We start from the raw sequence: 14,763 nt of genomic DNA on the forward strand, positions 1-14,763 counted from the left end.
CGATGGGAGACGCGTAGCAGATCGTCGAGTTCATCGATTGGTGACCCCAGTCGGAGGAGATTGCGCAGATCGTCGCACCCGAAGGCTTGGGTGACCGCCGCGCCCGTCACGCTGCTCAGACCCCGGTCGCCGTCCGGTTGACGTAGTCCAGCAGCGATCGTGGCGTGTCGCAGCTCTCGACCACCTCGTCCGGCAGCGTCACGGCGTACTCGCGGGAGATCCGGGAGACCGTCTCCAACAGGGCGAGCGAGTCGAAACCCAGGTCGACGAAGGGGGTGTCCAGGATCTCGCGGTCCAGGTCGACGGAGTCGTCCTCGCCGGCCGAGGCGCGCAGGATGCGGCGCAGGTCGTCGAGGTGGAGCGGCTGGTCGGCGGTCATGATCGTCCTTTCGGGTCGGTGTCGGTCCGGGTCACGAGGCGACGCGGCGGAGCACGGCGGCGGCGTTGAAGCCGCCCCGGCCCCGGGCCACCACCAGCACGTGGTGCAGTGGCAGCGATCGGGGCTCGCCGGTGACCAGGTCGATCGGGCAGTCGGGAGCGGGGGCGTCCACGCCGACGGTGTGCGGCGCGACGCCGTCGCGAATGGCGAGCAGCGCGGTGGCGAGGTCCAGTGCGGCAGCGCCGGCCTGGAGCCGGCCGACGGTGCTCTTGGGCGCGGTGACCGGCACCCGCCGTGGCCCGAACACCTCCGCCAGGTCGGTCGCCTCGGTCCGGTCGGCCGCGCGGTCACCGGCGCCGTCGGCGAAGACCAGGTCCACCTCGTCGGGGCTGATGCCGGCGTCGCGCAACGCGCCGGTGATCGCGCGGCGCAGCCCGGTCGCGGGCACACCGGCCGGGTCGAACGTCGCGGCGTAGCCGGCCAGTTCGCCGTAGACCCGGGCGCCCCGGGCCCGCGCGGAGTCCGCGTCCTCCAGCACCAGGTGCGCGCCCCCCTCGCCGGGCACGGCACCGTCGGCGTCCGCGTCGAACGGCAGGTAGGCCCGTCGCGGGTCGGTACGGCTGCTGAGCCCGCCGGTGCTGAGCCAACCGGCGAGGCCGAGCGGGCACAGTGCGCCGTCGACGCCGCCGGTGAGCACCACCGGGGTGCCCCGGCGGATCTGCCGTCGCGCGTGCCCGATCGCGTCGAGCCCGCCCGCGTGGTCGGTCACCAGCGCGGCACCCGGGCCGCGCAGGTTGTGCCGGATGGAGATCTGGCCCGAGTTGACCGCATAGAACCAGGCGAAGGACTGGTACGCGCTGACGTGGCTGCCGCCCTTGCTCCAGAGGTTCTCCAGTTCCCGCTGCCCGAACTCGAAGCCGCCCATCGAGGAGGCGGTGGCCACGCCGACGTCGTACCGGACGCCCTCGACCGCCGGCACCCCGGCGTCGGTCAGGGCCTGCTCGGCCGCGTACAGGCTCAGTCGGGTCATCCGGTCGGTCTGCGGCAGCAGCCGGCCCGGCAGGTGCTCCTCGGCGACGAAGTCGGGCACCTCACCGGCGACCCGCAGCGGGTAGCCGGTGGCGTCGAAGCGGGTGATCGACCGGATGCCGCTGCGCCCCTGCACGGTGGCCCGCCAGTACGCCTCGACGTCGAGACCGGTGGGCGCGGCCACGCCGAGTCCGGTCACGACCGGGGCGTTCACGCCGCCCGCCGATCGGGCCGGGCCAGCACCACCGCGCTCTGGAAGCCGCCGAATCCACTGCCGACGCTCAGCACCGTGTCGGTGCGGTGCTCGCGGGCGACGTTCGGCACGTAGTCGAGGTCGCACTCGGGGTCGGGTACGTGCAGGTTGGCCGTGGGCGGCACCAGGTGGTGCTCCATCGCCAGCGCACAGGCCACCAGCTCCAGCGCACCGATCGCGCCGAGCGAGTGCCCGATCATGGACTTGATCGAGCTGACCGGTACCCGGTAGGCGTACTCGCCGAGGCTGCGTTTGAAGGCGGCCGTCTCGTGCCGGTCGTTCTGCTTGGTGCTCGACCCGTGGGCGTTGACATAGTCGACCTGCTCGGGTGCCAGGTGCGCCTCGGTCAGCGCCACCCGGATCGCCTCGGCCATCTCCACGCCGTCGGCGCGCAGCCCGGTCATGTGGTAGCCGTTGCAGCGGCTGCCGAAGCCGGCGACCTCGGCGTACACCGGGGCCCCTCGGCGGCGGGCGTGCTCCAGCTCCTCCAGGACCAGCACCCCGGCGCCCTCGCCGAGCACCAGGCCGTTGCGGGTCGAGTCGAAGGGACGCGACGCGTGCTCCGGGTCGTCGTTGCGCGGGCTGGTGGCCTTGATCGCGTCGAAGCAGGCCAGGGTGATCGGTGAGATCGGCGCGTCGGTGCCGCCGGTGACCACCACGTCGGCGCTGCCCTCGCGGATCAGTTCGGCACCGTGCCCGACCGCGTCGAGGCCGGAGGTGCAGCCGTCGGAGACCAGGGCGACCGGTCCCTGCGCGCCGACGACGTGTGCCACCTCGGCCGCCACCGCGCTGGGCACGAACCAGTCGTAGAGCTGCGGTACCGCGTACGTCGGGTCGACCAGCCAGGACCGGCCGCCGTCGCTGAGCACGACGTACTCCCGCTCCATGCTGGTGGTGCAGCCGACCGCGCAGCCGAGCGACACCGCCACCCGGTGGCCCTGTTCGCCCGGCAGGTCGAGGCCGCTGTCCGCGACCGCCTCCCGCGCGGCGACCACGGCGAACTGCGTGGCCCGGTCCATCCGCCGGGCCTCCTGCGGCCCGAGCCCGGCCTCGACCGGGTCGAAGTCGCACTCGGCGGCGATCCGCGAGCGGTAGGGCGACGGGTCGAAGGCGGTGATGCCCCGGGTTGCGGTGCGGCCTGAGGAGAGCAGGTCCCAGAACTGCTTGACGTTGCTACCACCCGGGGCGACGGCCCCGAGTCCGGTGACGACCACGCGACGGCTCATGGTCCGACGGTCGCAGCGGGTGCTCAAGCGACGGTCGAGCCCTCCTGGAAACGGAGGCCGTCCACGGCGGTCCGGGCCGTGGCGACGGCGACCAGGTCCGCGTCGCTGCTGCCGGCGTGGGCCGGGAGCGCGGCCAGTGCCGCGCACCGGCCCTGCCGCACCGCCGGGTGCCGGCGGGCCAGCGCGGTCAGTCCGTGCGGCGCACCGGCCTCGACGAGCACCTGCGGCTCTGTGGCCAGCAGGGCGTCCAGCGCGGCGCCGAACTGGACCGGTGCGGCCGGTTGGGCGGCCCAGTAGGCCGGGTCGGTGGCCACCTCGGCGGTCATCCGGGCCCCGGTGTAGCAGGAGAACAGCGCCAGGCGTGGCGGGCGCAGCGGGAGCGTGCGCAGCAGTGGTTCGGCACGCGCGGCCGCGTCGGCCAGTGCGGGGCTGTGGAACGCGGTGGTCGACCGGGCCCGGCGGCAGGTCACGGCGTCGGCGCGCAGCCGCTGCTCGACGTGGGTCAGAGGCGTCTCCGGGCCGGCGAGCAGCAGTTGCCCGGGCCCGTTGACCGCGCCGACCACCACCCCGTCACCGAGGTACGGCCGCACCTGTTCGGGGGTGGCCGCGACGGCGAGCATGCCGCCGGGCGGGGCCTCGGCGAGGTGCCCGAGCCGGTCGCGGAGCACGCGTACCGCGTCGGGCAGGCTCAGCACGTCGGCGAGGGTCGCCGCCACCACCTCGCCGACGCTGTGGCCGAGCAGGGCCACCGGCTCCGGGCCGTCGTCGAGCAGCGTGCGACCGAGCCCCCAGCCGATCGCGAACAGCAGCGGCTGCGCGCGGCGCAGGTCGTCCAGGGGTACGGCCGGGTGGTCGGTGAGCCAGTCGGCGCGGATCGCGTCGCCCTCCGGACCCCAGAGCGCGAACACCTCGTCGACGTGGCGGCGGAAGCCCGGGTGTCCGTGATAGAGGCCGACCGCCATGCCGGGTCGTTGGGCGCCCTGGCCGGGGAGGAGCAGGGCCACGCGTCGGGTCGTGGGTGCGGACATGCCCCGACCGTCGCACCTGTCACTTGAGGGCGGCTCAAGGCGTACCCGCTCGACGGGTTCTCGAGTCCCGGCCGAGCACGGCGCGCGACGGTGGCGGTACGCGACGGCGGTGCCGAGGCGAACCCCCGGCGCGCTCCGCGCCATCGCCCGCCCCACGAGCGGTCGGCGATCCGCCGCCGGACCGACGCCACGAGCGACGATCCGGCGGCGGTGGACGCGCGGAGCCCGTCGCGATCCGGTGATCCGAGGGAGCGGCAGACAGATGCGATTCGACGGAATCCGGGTGGCCGGCGTGGCCGCGTACGTGCCGGGGCGGACGCGGGTGGTCGACGCGGTCGCCGACGGCCGGTGCAGTCAGCGGCTCGCGACGCAGACCGGCCTGGACGCGGTGAGCGTGTCGACCGAGGAGTCCGGCCCGGAGCTGGCGGTACGCGCCGCCGAGCTGGCCGTCAAACGCTCCGGGCACACTCAGGACGAGGTGGCGCTGCTGCTGCACGCCACCGTCTACCACCAGGGACACGACGTGTGGGCGCCGGCGTCGTACATCCAGCGGATGGTGCTCGGCAACCGTTGCCCGGCGCTGGAGGTCCGCCAGCTCTCCAACGGTGGACTCGCCGCCCTCGACCTCGCGGCGGCGTACCTCACCGCCGCGCCGCGACGTGCCGCGGCGCTGCTCACCACCGGGGACCGCTTCTGCCCACCGGGCTTCGACAGGTGGAACAGCGACCCCGGCACGGTCTACGGCGACGCCGGTACGGCCCTGGTGCTCTCCCGGCACACCGGGTTCGCGCGCCTGCTGAGCCTGGTGACGGTCTCCGAGCCGGACCTGGAGGGACTGCACCGTGGCGACGACCCGTTCGGCGCCGCGCCGCTGGCCCAGCGACAGCCGGTGGACCTGGACGCGGTCAAGAAGGCGTTCGTCGCCCGCACCGGGGTGTCGTACAGCATCAGTCGGGTGGTGGCCGGTCAGTCGGAGGCGGTGGACCGGGTGCTCGCCGAGGCGGGGCTGACCTTCGCCGACGTGGACCGGTACGTGTTGCCGCACTTCGGGCTGCGCCGGCTCACCTCGTCGTACCTGCGGCCGTGGCAGGTGGACCGCGCCGTCACCACCTGGGACTGGGCCAGCACGGTCGGCCACCTCGGGGCGGGAGACCAGTTCAGCGGGCTCGCGTACCTGGTGGAGACCGGAGCGCTGCGCCCCGGCGAGCGGGTGCTGCTCGCCGGGGTCGGAGCGGGATACACGTGGACCTGCGCGGTGCTGGAGATCGACGAGGTGCCCGGGTGGACGGGGTGAGGGGCGCTACGCCTCAGGCCGCCGCCGGGTTGACCGTGGACCGGTCGATCCCGCTGGACTCCAGGTGCCACTTGGTCAGGATCCGGCGGTACGTACCGTCGGCGATCAGCCGGTCCACCGCGGCCCGCAGCGGTTCGGCGAGACCGGCGCCCTTGCTGGTCGCCAGGCCGACGTCGCGGCGGCCCAGTTCGCCGACGAAGCGCAGTCCGGGCTGCTGGCTCGCCGCGTAGCGGAGCACGCTGGAGGTGCTGACCAGGATGTCGACGTGTCCCTCCCGCAGGGCCAGGAAGTGCGCGGCGGCGTCGCTGTAGGTGCTGATCTTGTACGGTTTGCCGGCGTCAACGCACACCCGCTCCCGCTGGCGCAGGTCCTGCTCGAAGGTGCTGCCCACGCCGGTGCCGATGGTCAGCCCGCAGAGCTGCGACACGTCGGTGACCTCGCGCAACGAGCTGTCGTCGCGGACCATGAAACCGGTGCCGTCGGTGAGATAGACGGTGAAGTCCAGCACCTTCTTGCGTTCCTCGGTGACCGCGAAGTTGGCGGTGCCGACGTCGAACCGGCCGGCGGTCAGCCCGGTCAGCAACGACGCGCCGCTGACCTGCTCGCGGCTGACGGTCAGGCCGAGGACCCGGGCGGCCGCGTCGGCGATGTCGATGTCGACGCCGCGCGGCGGGCCGCCGTCCTGGGGGTGGAAGGCGATCGGCGGAGTGCCCACCGCCGAGCCGACGGTCAGCCGACCCCGCTCACGGATCTCGGCCGGCAGCAGCGCCGCGATGTCCGGTGCGGCCTGCACCTGCGACACCACGTCCTGGGCGCCGAGGTCGGCGGGTGCCTCCCCACCGGTGGGGGCCGGCGCGGCGTGGACGCACCCGGTCAGCAGGCCGAGCACGGCGGTCGCCGTCACGGCGACCATCCAGCGGGTGTGACGCGACAAATACACCTTCGTCTCCTTCAACGGTTGAGGATGGTGGCGAAGAACCGCGCGGTGCGCTCCTCGCGAGGGCGGTCGAGCATCGTGGCGGGTGGACCCTGCTCGACGATGCGACCGCGGTCCATGAAGACGATCTCGTCGGCGACCTCGGCGGCGAAGCGCAGTTCGTGGGTGACGATCAGCATCGTCATGCCGCCCGACGCGAGGTCGCGGACCACCGAGAGCACCTCCCCGATGAGTTCCGGATCCAGCGCGCTGGTCGGCTCGTCGAAGAGCATGACCTTGGGACGCAGCGCCAGGGCGCGGGCGATGGCGACGCGTTGCTGTTCACCGCCGGACAGCTCGCGCGGGTAGGCACGCTCCTTGTGCGCCAGGCCGACCCGGTCCAGCAACTCGCGGGCACGGGCGAGGGCCGCGTCGCGGGGCAACCGCTGCACCGCGATCGGCGCCTCCACGAGGTTCTGCACGACGGTCAGGTGCGGGAACAGGTTCAGCGCCTGGAACACCATCCCGACCTCGGTGCGGTGCCGGGCCAGCAGCCGTGGCGACGCCTCGACCAGTCGGCCGCGCCGCAGCACGTGGCCGACCGGCCGACCGTCGACCAGGACCATGCCGGCGTCGGCGCGTTCGAGACGGTTGACGCAGCGCAGCAGCGTGCTCTTGCCCGAGCCGGACGGGCCGACGACGCAGGTGACGGTCCCCCGGTCGACGGTGAGGTCCACGCCGTCGAGCACGGTGGTGGCGCCGAACGCCTTGCGGACGCCGACGAGCTGCACCATCGGTCGGAGCGGGTCGTCGTCGTGCATCGTGGCGCTCACCGTTCCGCTCCGTCGGCCAGGGCCCGCAGGCGGGCGCGCAGGGGCAGGCCGTTCCGGCCGCTGCCGCGCCCGAAGTAGCGTTCGAGGAGATACTGAAGTCCACTGAGGATGGTGGTGAACAGCAGATACCACAGCGTCGCCACCAGCAGCAGCGGGATCACCAGGTAGTTGCGGTTGTAGATCAGTTGGACGGAGAAGAGCAGGTCCTGTCCGGCGATCACGCTCACCACCGAGGTGCCCTTGAGCAGCGCGGCGGCCTGGTTCGCCGAGGGCGGCACGATGGCCCGCATCGCCGGTGGCAGCACGATGCGCCACAACGTCCGCGTCCGCGACAGTCCCAGCGCCTGGGCCGCCTCGGTCTGCGACTTGTCCACCGACAACAGGCCGGCGCGCACGATCTCGCTGGCGTGCGCCGCCTCGTGCAGGGTCAGCCCGATGACCGCGGCGAGGAAGCCGTTGATCAGACCTCGGGTCTGCACGTCCAGCAGGGTCGGGCCGAACGGCACCTCGACGGTGATGCGGGGATAGAGCAGCGAGATGTTGTACCAGAACAGGAGCTGCACGAGGATCGGCACGGACCGGAACAGCCAGGTGTAACCCCAGCTCACCGACTGCAGCAGCAGGCTCCCGGAGAGCCGCATGACCGCCAGCAGCGTACCCAGGGCGAAGCCGCCGACCAGGGCGATCGCGGTGAGCAGGAGGGTGATCCGGAGCCCGTCGAGGATGACGTCGGCGGTGAGGTACTGCGCCACCACGTCCCACTGGAGTGCGGGGTTGCGTGCCAGGTTCTGCAACACGAGCAGCAGCACCACCAGGCCGGCCAGTGCGGCCACCCGGCGGCTGCGCCGGTACGCGGGTGGGGCGGGCGGGGCGGTGAGGTAGGTGTCGGCCGGTACGACCGTGCGGGTGGTCACCGGTGCCGTCAGAACCGGGGCAGCACGTGCGAGGCGAACAGCCGCAGGGAGCGGGCGGCCTGCTCGTACGGGACGTTGCCGGACACCACCTGGAGGCTCAGCGTCACGTCGCCGAACCACTCGCGGATGTTCTCCACCGCCGCGATCACCTGCTCCGGTGAGCCGACGAGGGCCTTGCCGGCGGCTACCTGCCGGTCGAAGTCGCCCTTGCCGACCCGCTCCACGATCTTCTCGTATCCCGGGTAGTCGGTGCTGCGGGTGTGCGCCCAGGCCGACACCGCGTCGGCGAGCGTCCGGTGGGACTGTTCGGAGTAGCCGCGCCCGAGCCTGCGCGCCTCGTCGGGATCCTCGGCCAGGAACGCGTTGTAGCTCATGTGGACGTCCTCGTCGGTCGGGGTGAAACCGTTCGCCGCCGCGGCCTTGCGGTACAGCGCCAACACGTCCTGCACCTGCTCCCGCGAGTTGATCGAGGGCACCAGCATCACGCCGTGGCCGTTGCGGCCGGCGGCCTCGGCCGACTCCGGCGACTTGGCGGTGGCCACCAGGATCCGGGGGTGCGGCTGCTGCACCGGCCGGGGCAGCAGGGTGACCGGGCCGAAGCGGTGGAACCGGCCCTCCCACACCGCGTTCTCGGTGGTCCACAGCAGCGTGCAGGCCGCCACCCCCTCGTCGAAGCGGGCCCGGCTCTCGTCCAGCGGTATCCCGAACGCGTGGAACTCGTCGGGCAGGAACGCCCGGCCGAAGCCGACGTCGAGCCGTCCACCGGAGATGCCGTCGAGCATCGCGAGCTTGCCGGCGAGCTTGACCGGGTGCGTGAAGGCGGGCAGCACCGCGCCGGTGACCAGGCGTATCCGCTGGGTGCGGGCGGCCGCGGCGGCGAGGAAGGTGACCGGGTCCGGGCTGTAGCCGCCGTACGGGGAGAAGTAGTGCTCGACGGTCTTGACGTGGTGGAAGCCCAACTCGTCGGCCAGCTCCGCCAGCCGCAGGCTCTCGGAGAAGTACTGCCCGGCCGGTTTGTCCTGCGGGCCGACGGTCGGGAACAGGTTGATGCCGAACTTCATGCCAGCTCCCTCGGGTTCGGACGGGCCACGGCCGGTACGACCGTGGCGGCGTCGGACCAGGCGCGGTACGTCCCGCGCCGGTACAGCAGTGGGGCGTGCCCGGTCACCGTGACCGCCTCGACCAGGCCGACGACCACGGTGTGGTCGCCGAGCGGCACCGCGTGCCGCACCGTGCACTCGGCGTGGGCGGCGGACGCGTCGTCGAGCCGTGGTGCGCCCCGGGCTCCCGGCGATCCCGTCCAGGGCACGTCGGTGAACTTGTCCGCGCCGCTGCCGGCGAAGCGGGCGGCGAGGTCGCGCCGGTGCCCGGCGAGGTAGTTGACCGTGAAGGCGCCGCTGCGCAGGATCCGGGGCAGGGTGCGGGACCGTTCGGCCAGGCAGACCAGCAGCAGCGGCGGGTCCAGCGACACCTCGCACACCGCGCTGGTGGTCAGCCCGGCCGGTTCGTCGCCGTCCAGGGTGGTCACCACCGCCACGACGCCGGGTACCGTGCCGAACAGCGCCCGGAACGTGGACGCGTCGACCGCCATGCGTACCCCTCCCACCCGCGCCGTGGTGCGCGGCCGGCCCGCGCTCCGCCGACACTGGCGGTCCTCACTAGAGGCCAGGTACACCGGCGCTGGAGAGATCGACACCGGCCTCCGCGAGGCGGCGGCGCAGCAGGGCGGTCGCGTTGCGGTGCAGCGGGAAGTCCGCACCCGGCGGCAGGACTCCGCTGACCTCCAGCAGCCGCACCACCCGGGCGGTGACGACGCAGAACCGGAACGCCGCGTCGACCTCGTGGTACGCCAGGTGTTCCAGCGGGCGGCCGAGCAGTCGGGCGTAGTACGCCACCGTCTCGGCGCGGGTCGGCAGGCCGGGCAGGCGCGCGGCGCCGATGCCGGCGCTCAGGAAGCGGTCCATGTGCAGGAACCAGGCGAGGTCGCTCTCGGGGCGGCCGACGTCGGTCATCTCCCAGTCGAGCAGGGCGGCGGGCCGGTCTCCGGCGAAGACGACGTTGCCCAGCCGGGCGTCACCCCACAGCGGCGCGGGCGCGGTCGGCGCCGGTGGCCGGTGGGCGCGCAGCCACGCCAACGCCGCCGCGACTGCCGGGTTGCCGTCGGCGCCGAAGTGGTCCAGGTGTCCGGCATAGAACTCCAGGTCACCGGTGGGTGCGGCGGTGACCGGCAGGGTCGCCGGGTCGAGGCGGTGCAGCCGGCTCATCGCGGCGAGCGCCCGCCACCACACCGCCCGCTGCCGCGCGGGCGTCGCGTCGGCGAGCCAGCCCTGGCGGTGGTACGACGGCAGGTCCGCCGGCACCTCGCCGGCCACGCGGACCATCACCACGAACGGCGCGCCCAGCGGCTGCGGGTCGGGTTCGTGGCCGAGCACCGGGGCCACCGGCACGGCGGTGTCGGCGAGCGCCACCTGCATCGCGACCTGTTCCCGCCAGCGCAGGTCGGGGAAGATGCGGTGCCCGGTCGGTGCGACCCGAACCGCGAGCGGCACGGTGCGCTCCCGGCCGTGCTCACGCCACCTGGCGTCGCAGAGCAGGATCTCGGCGGAGAAGCCGGCAGTGCGCGGCACGGTCACCGGGCCCACCACCACGTCGTGGGCGGGCAGTGTGTCGCGCAGCCACTGCGCGAGCCGGGTACGGGTCAGTTCGGGGTCACGTTGCACGGGTATCGGCACCGGACGCCTCCGATCGGGATGTGCCACCGGGTGGCGTGGGAACGAGGAAGGGCCGCCGACCGGCGTCGAGCGCGGAGAGCGCGTCCAGGCAGAGCACCGGCGCGGCGGGCGACGGCGGGTCGAGCCAGACCGCGCCGGTGCGGACGGCCTGGTGGAGTCGCCGCAGCGGCTCCGAGGGCGGGACACCGAGGTCGCGGCGCAGCGCGGCGGAGAGCCGTTCGTAGACCCGTACCGCGTCGGCCTGCCGACCGCTGCGGTGCAGCGCGGTGATCAGGCTCGCGTGGATCGGTTCGCTGAGCGGATGTCGACCGGCCAGGGCGGTGGCCGTGGGCACCACCTGCCGGTGCCGGCCGCAGCGCAGCTCCGCCTCCAGGTAGCGCTCCACCAGCAGCAGCCGCCACTGGTCGAGGTGACCGGCGATCTGCTGGGCGACGGGGCCGGTGCGGACGTCGGCCAGCACCGCGCCGCGCCACAACGCGAGCGCCTCCCGCCACGACCGGGCGGCGCGGGTCGGATCGCCGGCCGCCGCCCGCTCCTCGCCCTCACGCACCCGCGCACGGACCACACCGAGGTCGGTGTCGAGCGGGTCGACCCGCAGCCGGTAGCCGCGCTCGCAGGTGACCACCCGCGCCGACACGTCGGCGTGCGCCAGCACCCGGCGCAGGTGCATGACGTACGTCTGGAGGGTGGTCGCCGCGCTGCGGGGCGGTTGGTCGTGCCACAGCTCCCGCATGCAGGTGGTGGCCGGCACCACCTCGTCGGCCCGCAGCACCAGCAGACCGAGCAACTGCCGTTGCTTGGGCGCGGTGGGTCCGGCGTCACCGCCGGGGCCACCGACCCGCAGGCCACCCAGGACGTCGATGGTCATCGCCGGACCTCCCGGTCGAGACGGCGGCTCCAGCCGGAACCGAGCCCGGTTGGGCTCACTGGGGGCGGTGACCCCGCCGTGGAACCGGAGGTGAGATGACGGACCAGCCAGGAGCCGCGCTGGTGCCGGTGGCACCGGACGTGTACGCGTACGTCCAACGGCCGGGCGGCTGGTGTGTCGGCAACGCGGGCATCGTCGTCGGCACCGACCGCGTCGTGGTGGTGGACACCGCCGCCACCCGGGACCGGGCCGAGGCGCTGCTCGCGCAGGTACGCCGGGTCGCGCCGGGCCGCCCGCAGGTGGTGGTGAACACCCACCATCACGGTGACCACGTCTTCGGCAACTGTGTCTTCCCGGCCGAGGCCGAGATCGTGGCGCACGAGCAGGCGCGCGCCGAGATGGCGCGGACCGGGCTGGCGATGCGCGAGCTGTGGCCCGACGTGGACTGGTCCGGGATCCGGCTGCGCCTGCCCGACGTCACGCTGCGCGAGCAGCTCACCCTGGACCCGGGCGGGGTACGCGTCGAGCTGATGCACCTCGGCCCCGCGCACACCACCAACGACGTGGTGGTGTGGCTGCCGCAGCGGCGGGTGGTGTTCGCCGGGGACGTCGTCTTCTCCGGACGGACGCCCTTCGTGCTGATGGGGTCGGTGACCGGCTCGCTGGACGCGCTGGCACGGATCCGGGCGCTGCGGCCACGCGTGGTGGTGTCCGGGCACGGTGAGGTGAGCGGGCCGGAGGTGCTCGACGCCACCGAGGCGTACCTGCGCTGGTTGCGGGGGTTGGCCCGGCAGGGCGTCGCCGACCGGCTGCCCGCGTTGGCGGCGGCCCGGGGCGCCACCGGGCACCCGTTCGCCCATCTGCCGGAGGCGGAGCGGCTCGTCGCCAACCTGCACCGGGCGTACGCGGAGGAACGCGGCGAGGCGCCCGGGGCGTACCTGTCGTCGCGGCCGGTCGTCCGGGACATGGTCCACCTGCACGGCGGTCCGCTCGTCACGTCGGTGTAGCGGCGGGCGGCGACGGCCGGTGCGCGGCACCGGCCACGACACGGCCGGACCGGTGGTCCGGCAGACGCGGAAGGGAGTTCTCATGGTCCTCAAGGGAAAGGTCGCGGTGGTCACCGGCGGCACCGCCGGCCTGGGCAGGGTCATCGCACGTACGCTCACCGACGCCGGCGCCACCGTGGTGTCCGCCTCGCGCGGCGCACCGGAGACCGGGGACCGGTTCCCGGTCGACGTCGCCGACCGGGCCTCGGTCGACGCGCTGGTCTCCGGCGTGCAGGCCCGGTACGGCGGGCTGGACATCCTGGTCGCCAACGCCGGGATCAGCCGGCCCGGTCCGCTGGTCGGCCTGCCGGTGTCGCAGTGGGACGAGGTGCTCGCCACCAACCTGACCGGCGTGTTGCACTGCGTGCAGGCCGCCGCGCCCCTGCTGCGGGCCTCCGGCGCCGGGCGGGTGGTCACGGTCTCCTCGTTGCTGGCCCGACGGCCGATCGTGGGAGCGGGCGCGTACAGCGTGTCGAAGGCGGCGATCGAGACGTTGACCCGGGTGCTCGCCGCCGAGCTGGCCGGCGACGGCGTCACCGTCAACGCCGTGGCACCCGGTGTGGTCGACGAGGGCATGGGTCGCCAGATCCTGGCCAACGAACGGCTCTGGGGTCGGCTGCGGGGTTCGCTGGCCTCGGGCCGGGCCGCGACCGGTGACGAGGTGGCCCGCGCGGTGCTCTTCCTCGCCTCGCCGGACAGCTCGTACGTCAACGGGCACGTGCTGCACGTCGACGGCGGCCTGGACTACTAGTGCGGGTGCCTCGCGGCGGCGGCCCGGAGCGGACCGCCGCCCCGGCTCAGGTGCCGTCATGGGCGACGTGGCGACGGCGGACGAACCAGCCGTCGCCACGCCGTTCCAGGACGTCCTCGGCGGTGGTGCTGAGGTACACCCGCGCCTCGCCACCGCCGCGCGAGGTCTCGAACACCGTCGCGTAGTAGCGGGTCCGCACCGCGTCCTCGCCCGCCGGTTCGGCCGTCACGGCGCCGTACCAGTGCCGGCGGACCAGCCCGCGCTCGGCGATGCTGTCCATGCCCCGGCGCATCGAGGCGGCGATCGCGGAGCGTCCCCGGCGCGGTTCGGGCTTGACGTTCTGCGCGAACTCGCCGTCCTCGGTGAACTGGTCCGCCCACTCCTCCGCCCGCCCCTCGTCCAGGAGCTGGAAGTGCCGGGCGTAGAACTGCAGGATCTCGGCGTACGTGCGGGCGTCGATGGCGGGCGGGCGGGTGCGGGCGGGCTCGGTGACCGGCATGGCTGCCTCCTTCGCGACGGTGACGGTGGTCAGTTGACGAGCAGGTGGTGCACGCCGCGGTCGACGGACGACGCGGCGGGCAGGTCCAGTGCCGGTTCGGCGCGCAGCACGGCCCGTTCCAGGCGTTGCAGTCGCCGTGACGGCTCCAGCCCGAACCGCTCGCCGAGCGTGGTACGCAGCTGCCGCAGCACGGCCAGCGCCTCGGTGGTGCGACCACTGCGGTACAACGCCAGTGCCAGTTGGGCGCAGAGGTTCTCGTGGGTGGGGTGCCGACGTACCAGCGTGCGCAGCTCGCCCAGCAGCTCGCGGTGCCGACCGATGCGCAGGTCGGCCTCGACCCGCTCCTCCTGCACCGCGAGGTGGACCTCGCGCAGGCCGTCGAGACGGCCCCGCAGGATCGGGCCGGCCTGCACGTCGACGAGGGCCGGGCCGCGCCACATGTCCAGCGCCGCGCGCAGCAGCCGGGCCGCCTCCGGGTACCGACCGGCGGCGAGTGCCTCGCTGCCGTCGCCGGCCACCCGCTGGAAGTCCTCCAGGTCCAGTTCGCCCGGCTCCAGGTGCAGGGCGTAGCCGCGTTCCCGGGTGACGATGCGCCCGCCGCCCGGCGGCTCCGCCTCCAGGCGCAGCACCCGGCGCAGGTTCATCACGTACGTCTGGAGTGTGGAGTGCGCGCTGTGCGGTGGTTGCTCACCCCACAGCTCGTCGACACAGTCGTCGATGGTGACGACGGTGTTGGCGTGCAGGAGCAGGAGTGCGAGCAACTGCCGTTGCTTCGGCGCGCTGGGCAGTCGCCCCGGCATCATGGTCAACGGACCCAACACCTTGAACCGCATGTCTCCCCCTTGTCGCGCGTTGTCGCAGCGACCAGGACTATGCCGAGGAGCCCTTTCGATCCCCTTACCGCCGAACGGTCCCCAGCTCACTGACCTCCTAAAACCTACTGAAAAGATAGGCTTTACCGGAGCGCCGAGATGTAAGGAGGGGTCCCCTGCTAT

At 73.6% G+C, this 14,763-nt stretch carries 16 protein-coding genes; 3 read left to right on the top strand and 13 right to left on the bottom strand.

Annotated features, from left to right (window positions below; all coding sequences use genetic code 11):
* Positions 1 to 115 precede the first annotated feature (115 nt).
* Genes ACWDVW_RS27155 through ACWDVW_RS27170 form a run of 4 tightly spaced genes read right to left on the bottom strand, consistent with a single transcriptional unit; the run spans position 116 to position 3,915 of the window.
* The gene (locus ACWDVW_RS27155) at positions 116 to 379 is read right to left on the bottom strand and encodes an acyl carrier protein (RefSeq protein WP_176092683.1); all 264 of its coding nucleotides are present in this window, start codon (positions 377 to 379) and stop codon (positions 116 to 118) included.
* Positions 380 to 410: 31 nt separating this feature from the next.
* Positions 411 to 1,622: a ketosynthase chain-length factor gene (locus tag ACWDVW_RS27160; protein ID WP_449954224.1), complete on the bottom strand. Its 1,212-nt coding sequence runs from the start codon at positions 1,620 to 1,622 to the stop codon at positions 411 to 413.
* Positions 1,619 to 2,887 (bottom strand): beta-ketoacyl-[acyl-carrier-protein] synthase family protein, encoded by a 1,269-nt coding sequence (locus ACWDVW_RS27165; protein ID WP_449954227.1) that lies wholly within the window; start codon positions 2,885 to 2,887, stop codon positions 1,619 to 1,621. The genes ACWDVW_RS27160 and ACWDVW_RS27165 overlap by 4 nt, the downstream gene beginning before the upstream one ends.
* A 23-nt stretch (positions 2,888 to 2,910) precedes the next feature.
* The gene (locus ACWDVW_RS27170; RefSeq protein ID WP_449954229.1) at positions 2,911 to 3,915 is read right to left on the bottom strand and encodes an acyltransferase domain-containing protein; all 1,005 of its coding nucleotides are present in this window, start codon (positions 3,913 to 3,915) and stop codon (positions 2,911 to 2,913) included.
* Positions 3,916 to 4,177: 262 nt separating this feature from the next.
* Between ACWDVW_RS27170 and ACWDVW_RS27175 the strand changes: the two genes are divergently transcribed.
* Complete coding sequence (locus ACWDVW_RS27175) at positions 4,178 to 5,209, top strand: ketoacyl-ACP synthase III family protein (RefSeq protein WP_449954231.1); 1,032 nt, start codon at positions 4,178 to 4,180, stop codon at positions 5,207 to 5,209.
* 13 nt (positions 5,210 to 5,222) lie between these two features.
* On the opposite strand, the gene ACWDVW_RS27180 is transcribed toward ACWDVW_RS27175, so the two are convergent.
* The 7 genes from ACWDVW_RS27180 to ACWDVW_RS27210 all read right to left on the bottom strand — a co-directional run bounded on the left by ACWDVW_RS27180 (position 5,223) and on the right by ACWDVW_RS27210 (position 11,472).
* Positions 5,223 to 6,149: an ABC transporter substrate-binding protein gene (locus tag ACWDVW_RS27180; RefSeq protein ID WP_449954234.1), complete on the bottom strand. Its 927-nt coding sequence runs from the start codon at positions 6,147 to 6,149 to the stop codon at positions 5,223 to 5,225.
* 11 nt (positions 6,150 to 6,160) lie between these two features.
* Positions 6,161 to 6,946, bottom strand: coding sequence for an amino acid ABC transporter ATP-binding protein (locus ACWDVW_RS27185; RefSeq protein ID WP_449954348.1), 786 nt, complete (start codon positions 6,944 to 6,946; stop codon positions 6,161 to 6,163).
* An 8-nt stretch (positions 6,947 to 6,954) separates the two neighbouring features.
* Positions 6,955 to 7,872: an amino acid ABC transporter permease gene (locus ACWDVW_RS27190; RefSeq protein ID WP_449954237.1), complete on the bottom strand. Its 918-nt coding sequence runs from the start codon at positions 7,870 to 7,872 to the stop codon at positions 6,955 to 6,957.
* 8 nt (positions 7,873 to 7,880) lie between these two features.
* Positions 7,881 to 8,933 (bottom strand): LLM class flavin-dependent oxidoreductase, encoded by a 1,053-nt coding sequence (locus ACWDVW_RS27195; RefSeq protein WP_449954240.1) that lies wholly within the window; start codon positions 8,931 to 8,933, stop codon positions 7,881 to 7,883.
* Entirely contained in the window at positions 8,930 to 9,463 is a 534-nt protein-coding gene (locus ACWDVW_RS27200) for a flavin reductase family protein (RefSeq protein ID WP_449954242.1), read from the bottom strand. Before ACWDVW_RS27200 ends, ACWDVW_RS27195 begins: the two co-directional genes overlap by 4 nt.
* Before the next feature lie 67 nt (positions 9,464 to 9,530).
* Positions 9,531 to 10,604: a phosphotransferase family protein gene (locus ACWDVW_RS27205; protein ID WP_449954245.1), complete on the bottom strand. Its 1,074-nt coding sequence runs from the start codon at positions 10,602 to 10,604 to the stop codon at positions 9,531 to 9,533.
* Complete coding sequence (locus tag ACWDVW_RS27210) at positions 10,582 to 11,472, bottom strand: AfsR/SARP family transcriptional regulator (protein WP_449954248.1); 891 nt, start codon at positions 11,470 to 11,472, stop codon at positions 10,582 to 10,584. The genes ACWDVW_RS27205 and ACWDVW_RS27210 overlap by 23 nt, the downstream gene beginning before the upstream one ends.
* Positions 11,473 to 11,567: 95 nt before the next feature.
* On the opposite strand from ACWDVW_RS27210, the gene ACWDVW_RS27215 reads away from it, so the two are divergent.
* Together ACWDVW_RS27215 and ACWDVW_RS27220 are read left to right on the top strand one after the other, a co-directional pair.
* Positions 11,568 to 12,479 (top strand): MBL fold metallo-hydrolase, encoded by a 912-nt coding sequence (locus ACWDVW_RS27215; protein ID WP_449954251.1) that lies wholly within the window; start codon positions 11,568 to 11,570, stop codon positions 12,477 to 12,479.
* A gap of 82 nt (positions 12,480 to 12,561) precedes the next feature.
* A complete protein-coding gene (locus ACWDVW_RS27220) occupies positions 12,562 to 13,269 on the top strand; it encodes an SDR family NAD(P)-dependent oxidoreductase (RefSeq protein ID WP_449954254.1) in 708 nt (235 codons plus the stop codon).
* Positions 13,270 to 13,315: 46 nt separating this feature from the next.
* Here the strand turns inward: ACWDVW_RS27220 and ACWDVW_RS27225 are convergent, their stop codons facing one another.
* Positions 13,316 to 13,768 carry a nuclear transport factor 2 family protein gene (locus ACWDVW_RS27225; RefSeq protein ID WP_449954256.1) on the bottom strand — a complete coding sequence of 151 codons (453 nt, stop codon included), beginning with the start codon at positions 13,766 to 13,768 and terminating at the stop codon, positions 13,316 to 13,318.
* Positions 13,769 to 13,797: 29 nt separating this feature from the next.
* The gene (locus tag ACWDVW_RS27230) at positions 13,798 to 14,601 is read right to left on the bottom strand and encodes an AfsR/SARP family transcriptional regulator (protein WP_449954259.1); all 804 of its coding nucleotides are present in this window, start codon (positions 14,599 to 14,601) and stop codon (positions 13,798 to 13,800) included.
* Positions 14,602 to 14,763: the final 162 nt, after the last annotated feature.

Source organism: Micromonospora sp. NPDC003241 (genome assembly GCF_053589795.1).

What these genes read in the sequence shown, in the direction of transcription:
- ACWDVW_RS27155 (WP_176092683.1), bottom strand. Translation starts at nt 379, where the DNA reads ATGACCGCCGACCAGCCGCTCCACCTCGACGACCTGCGCCGCATCCTG.
- ACWDVW_RS27165 (WP_449954227.1), bottom strand. Translation starts at nt 2,887, where the DNA reads ATGAGCCGTCGCGTGGTCGTCACCGGACTCGGGGCCGTCGCCCCGGGT.
- ACWDVW_RS27170 (WP_449954229.1), bottom strand. Translation starts at nt 3,915, where the DNA reads ATGTCCGCACCCACGACCCGACGCGTGGCCCTGCTCCTCCCCGGCCAG.
- ACWDVW_RS27175 (WP_449954231.1), top strand. Translation starts at nt 4,178, where the DNA reads ATGCGATTCGACGGAATCCGGGTGGCCGGCGTGGCCGCGTACGTGCCG.
- ACWDVW_RS27185 (WP_449954348.1), bottom strand. Translation starts at nt 6,946, where the DNA reads ATGCACGACGACGACCCGCTCCGACCGATGGTGCAGCTCGTCGGCGTC.
- ACWDVW_RS27195 (WP_449954240.1), bottom strand. Translation starts at nt 8,933, where the DNA reads ATGAAGTTCGGCATCAACCTGTTCCCGACCGTCGGCCCGCAGGACAAA.
- ACWDVW_RS27200 (WP_449954242.1), bottom strand. Translation starts at nt 9,463, where the DNA reads ATGGCGGTCGACGCGTCCACGTTCCGGGCGCTGTTCGGCACGGTACCC.
- ACWDVW_RS27210 (WP_449954248.1), bottom strand. Translation starts at nt 11,472, where the DNA reads ATGACCATCGACGTCCTGGGTGGCCTGCGGGTCGGTGGCCCCGGCGGT.
- ACWDVW_RS27215 (WP_449954251.1), top strand. Translation starts at nt 11,568, where the DNA reads ATGACGGACCAGCCAGGAGCCGCGCTGGTGCCGGTGGCACCGGACGTG.
- ACWDVW_RS27220 (WP_449954254.1), top strand. Translation starts at nt 12,562, where the DNA reads ATGGTCCTCAAGGGAAAGGTCGCGGTGGTCACCGGCGGCACCGCCGGC.
- ACWDVW_RS27225 (WP_449954256.1), bottom strand. Translation starts at nt 13,768, where the DNA reads ATGCCGGTCACCGAGCCCGCCCGCACCCGCCCGCCCGCCATCGACGCC.
- ACWDVW_RS27230 (WP_449954259.1), bottom strand. Translation starts at nt 14,601, where the DNA reads ATGCGGTTCAAGGTGTTGGGTCCGTTGACCATGATGCCGGGGCGACTG.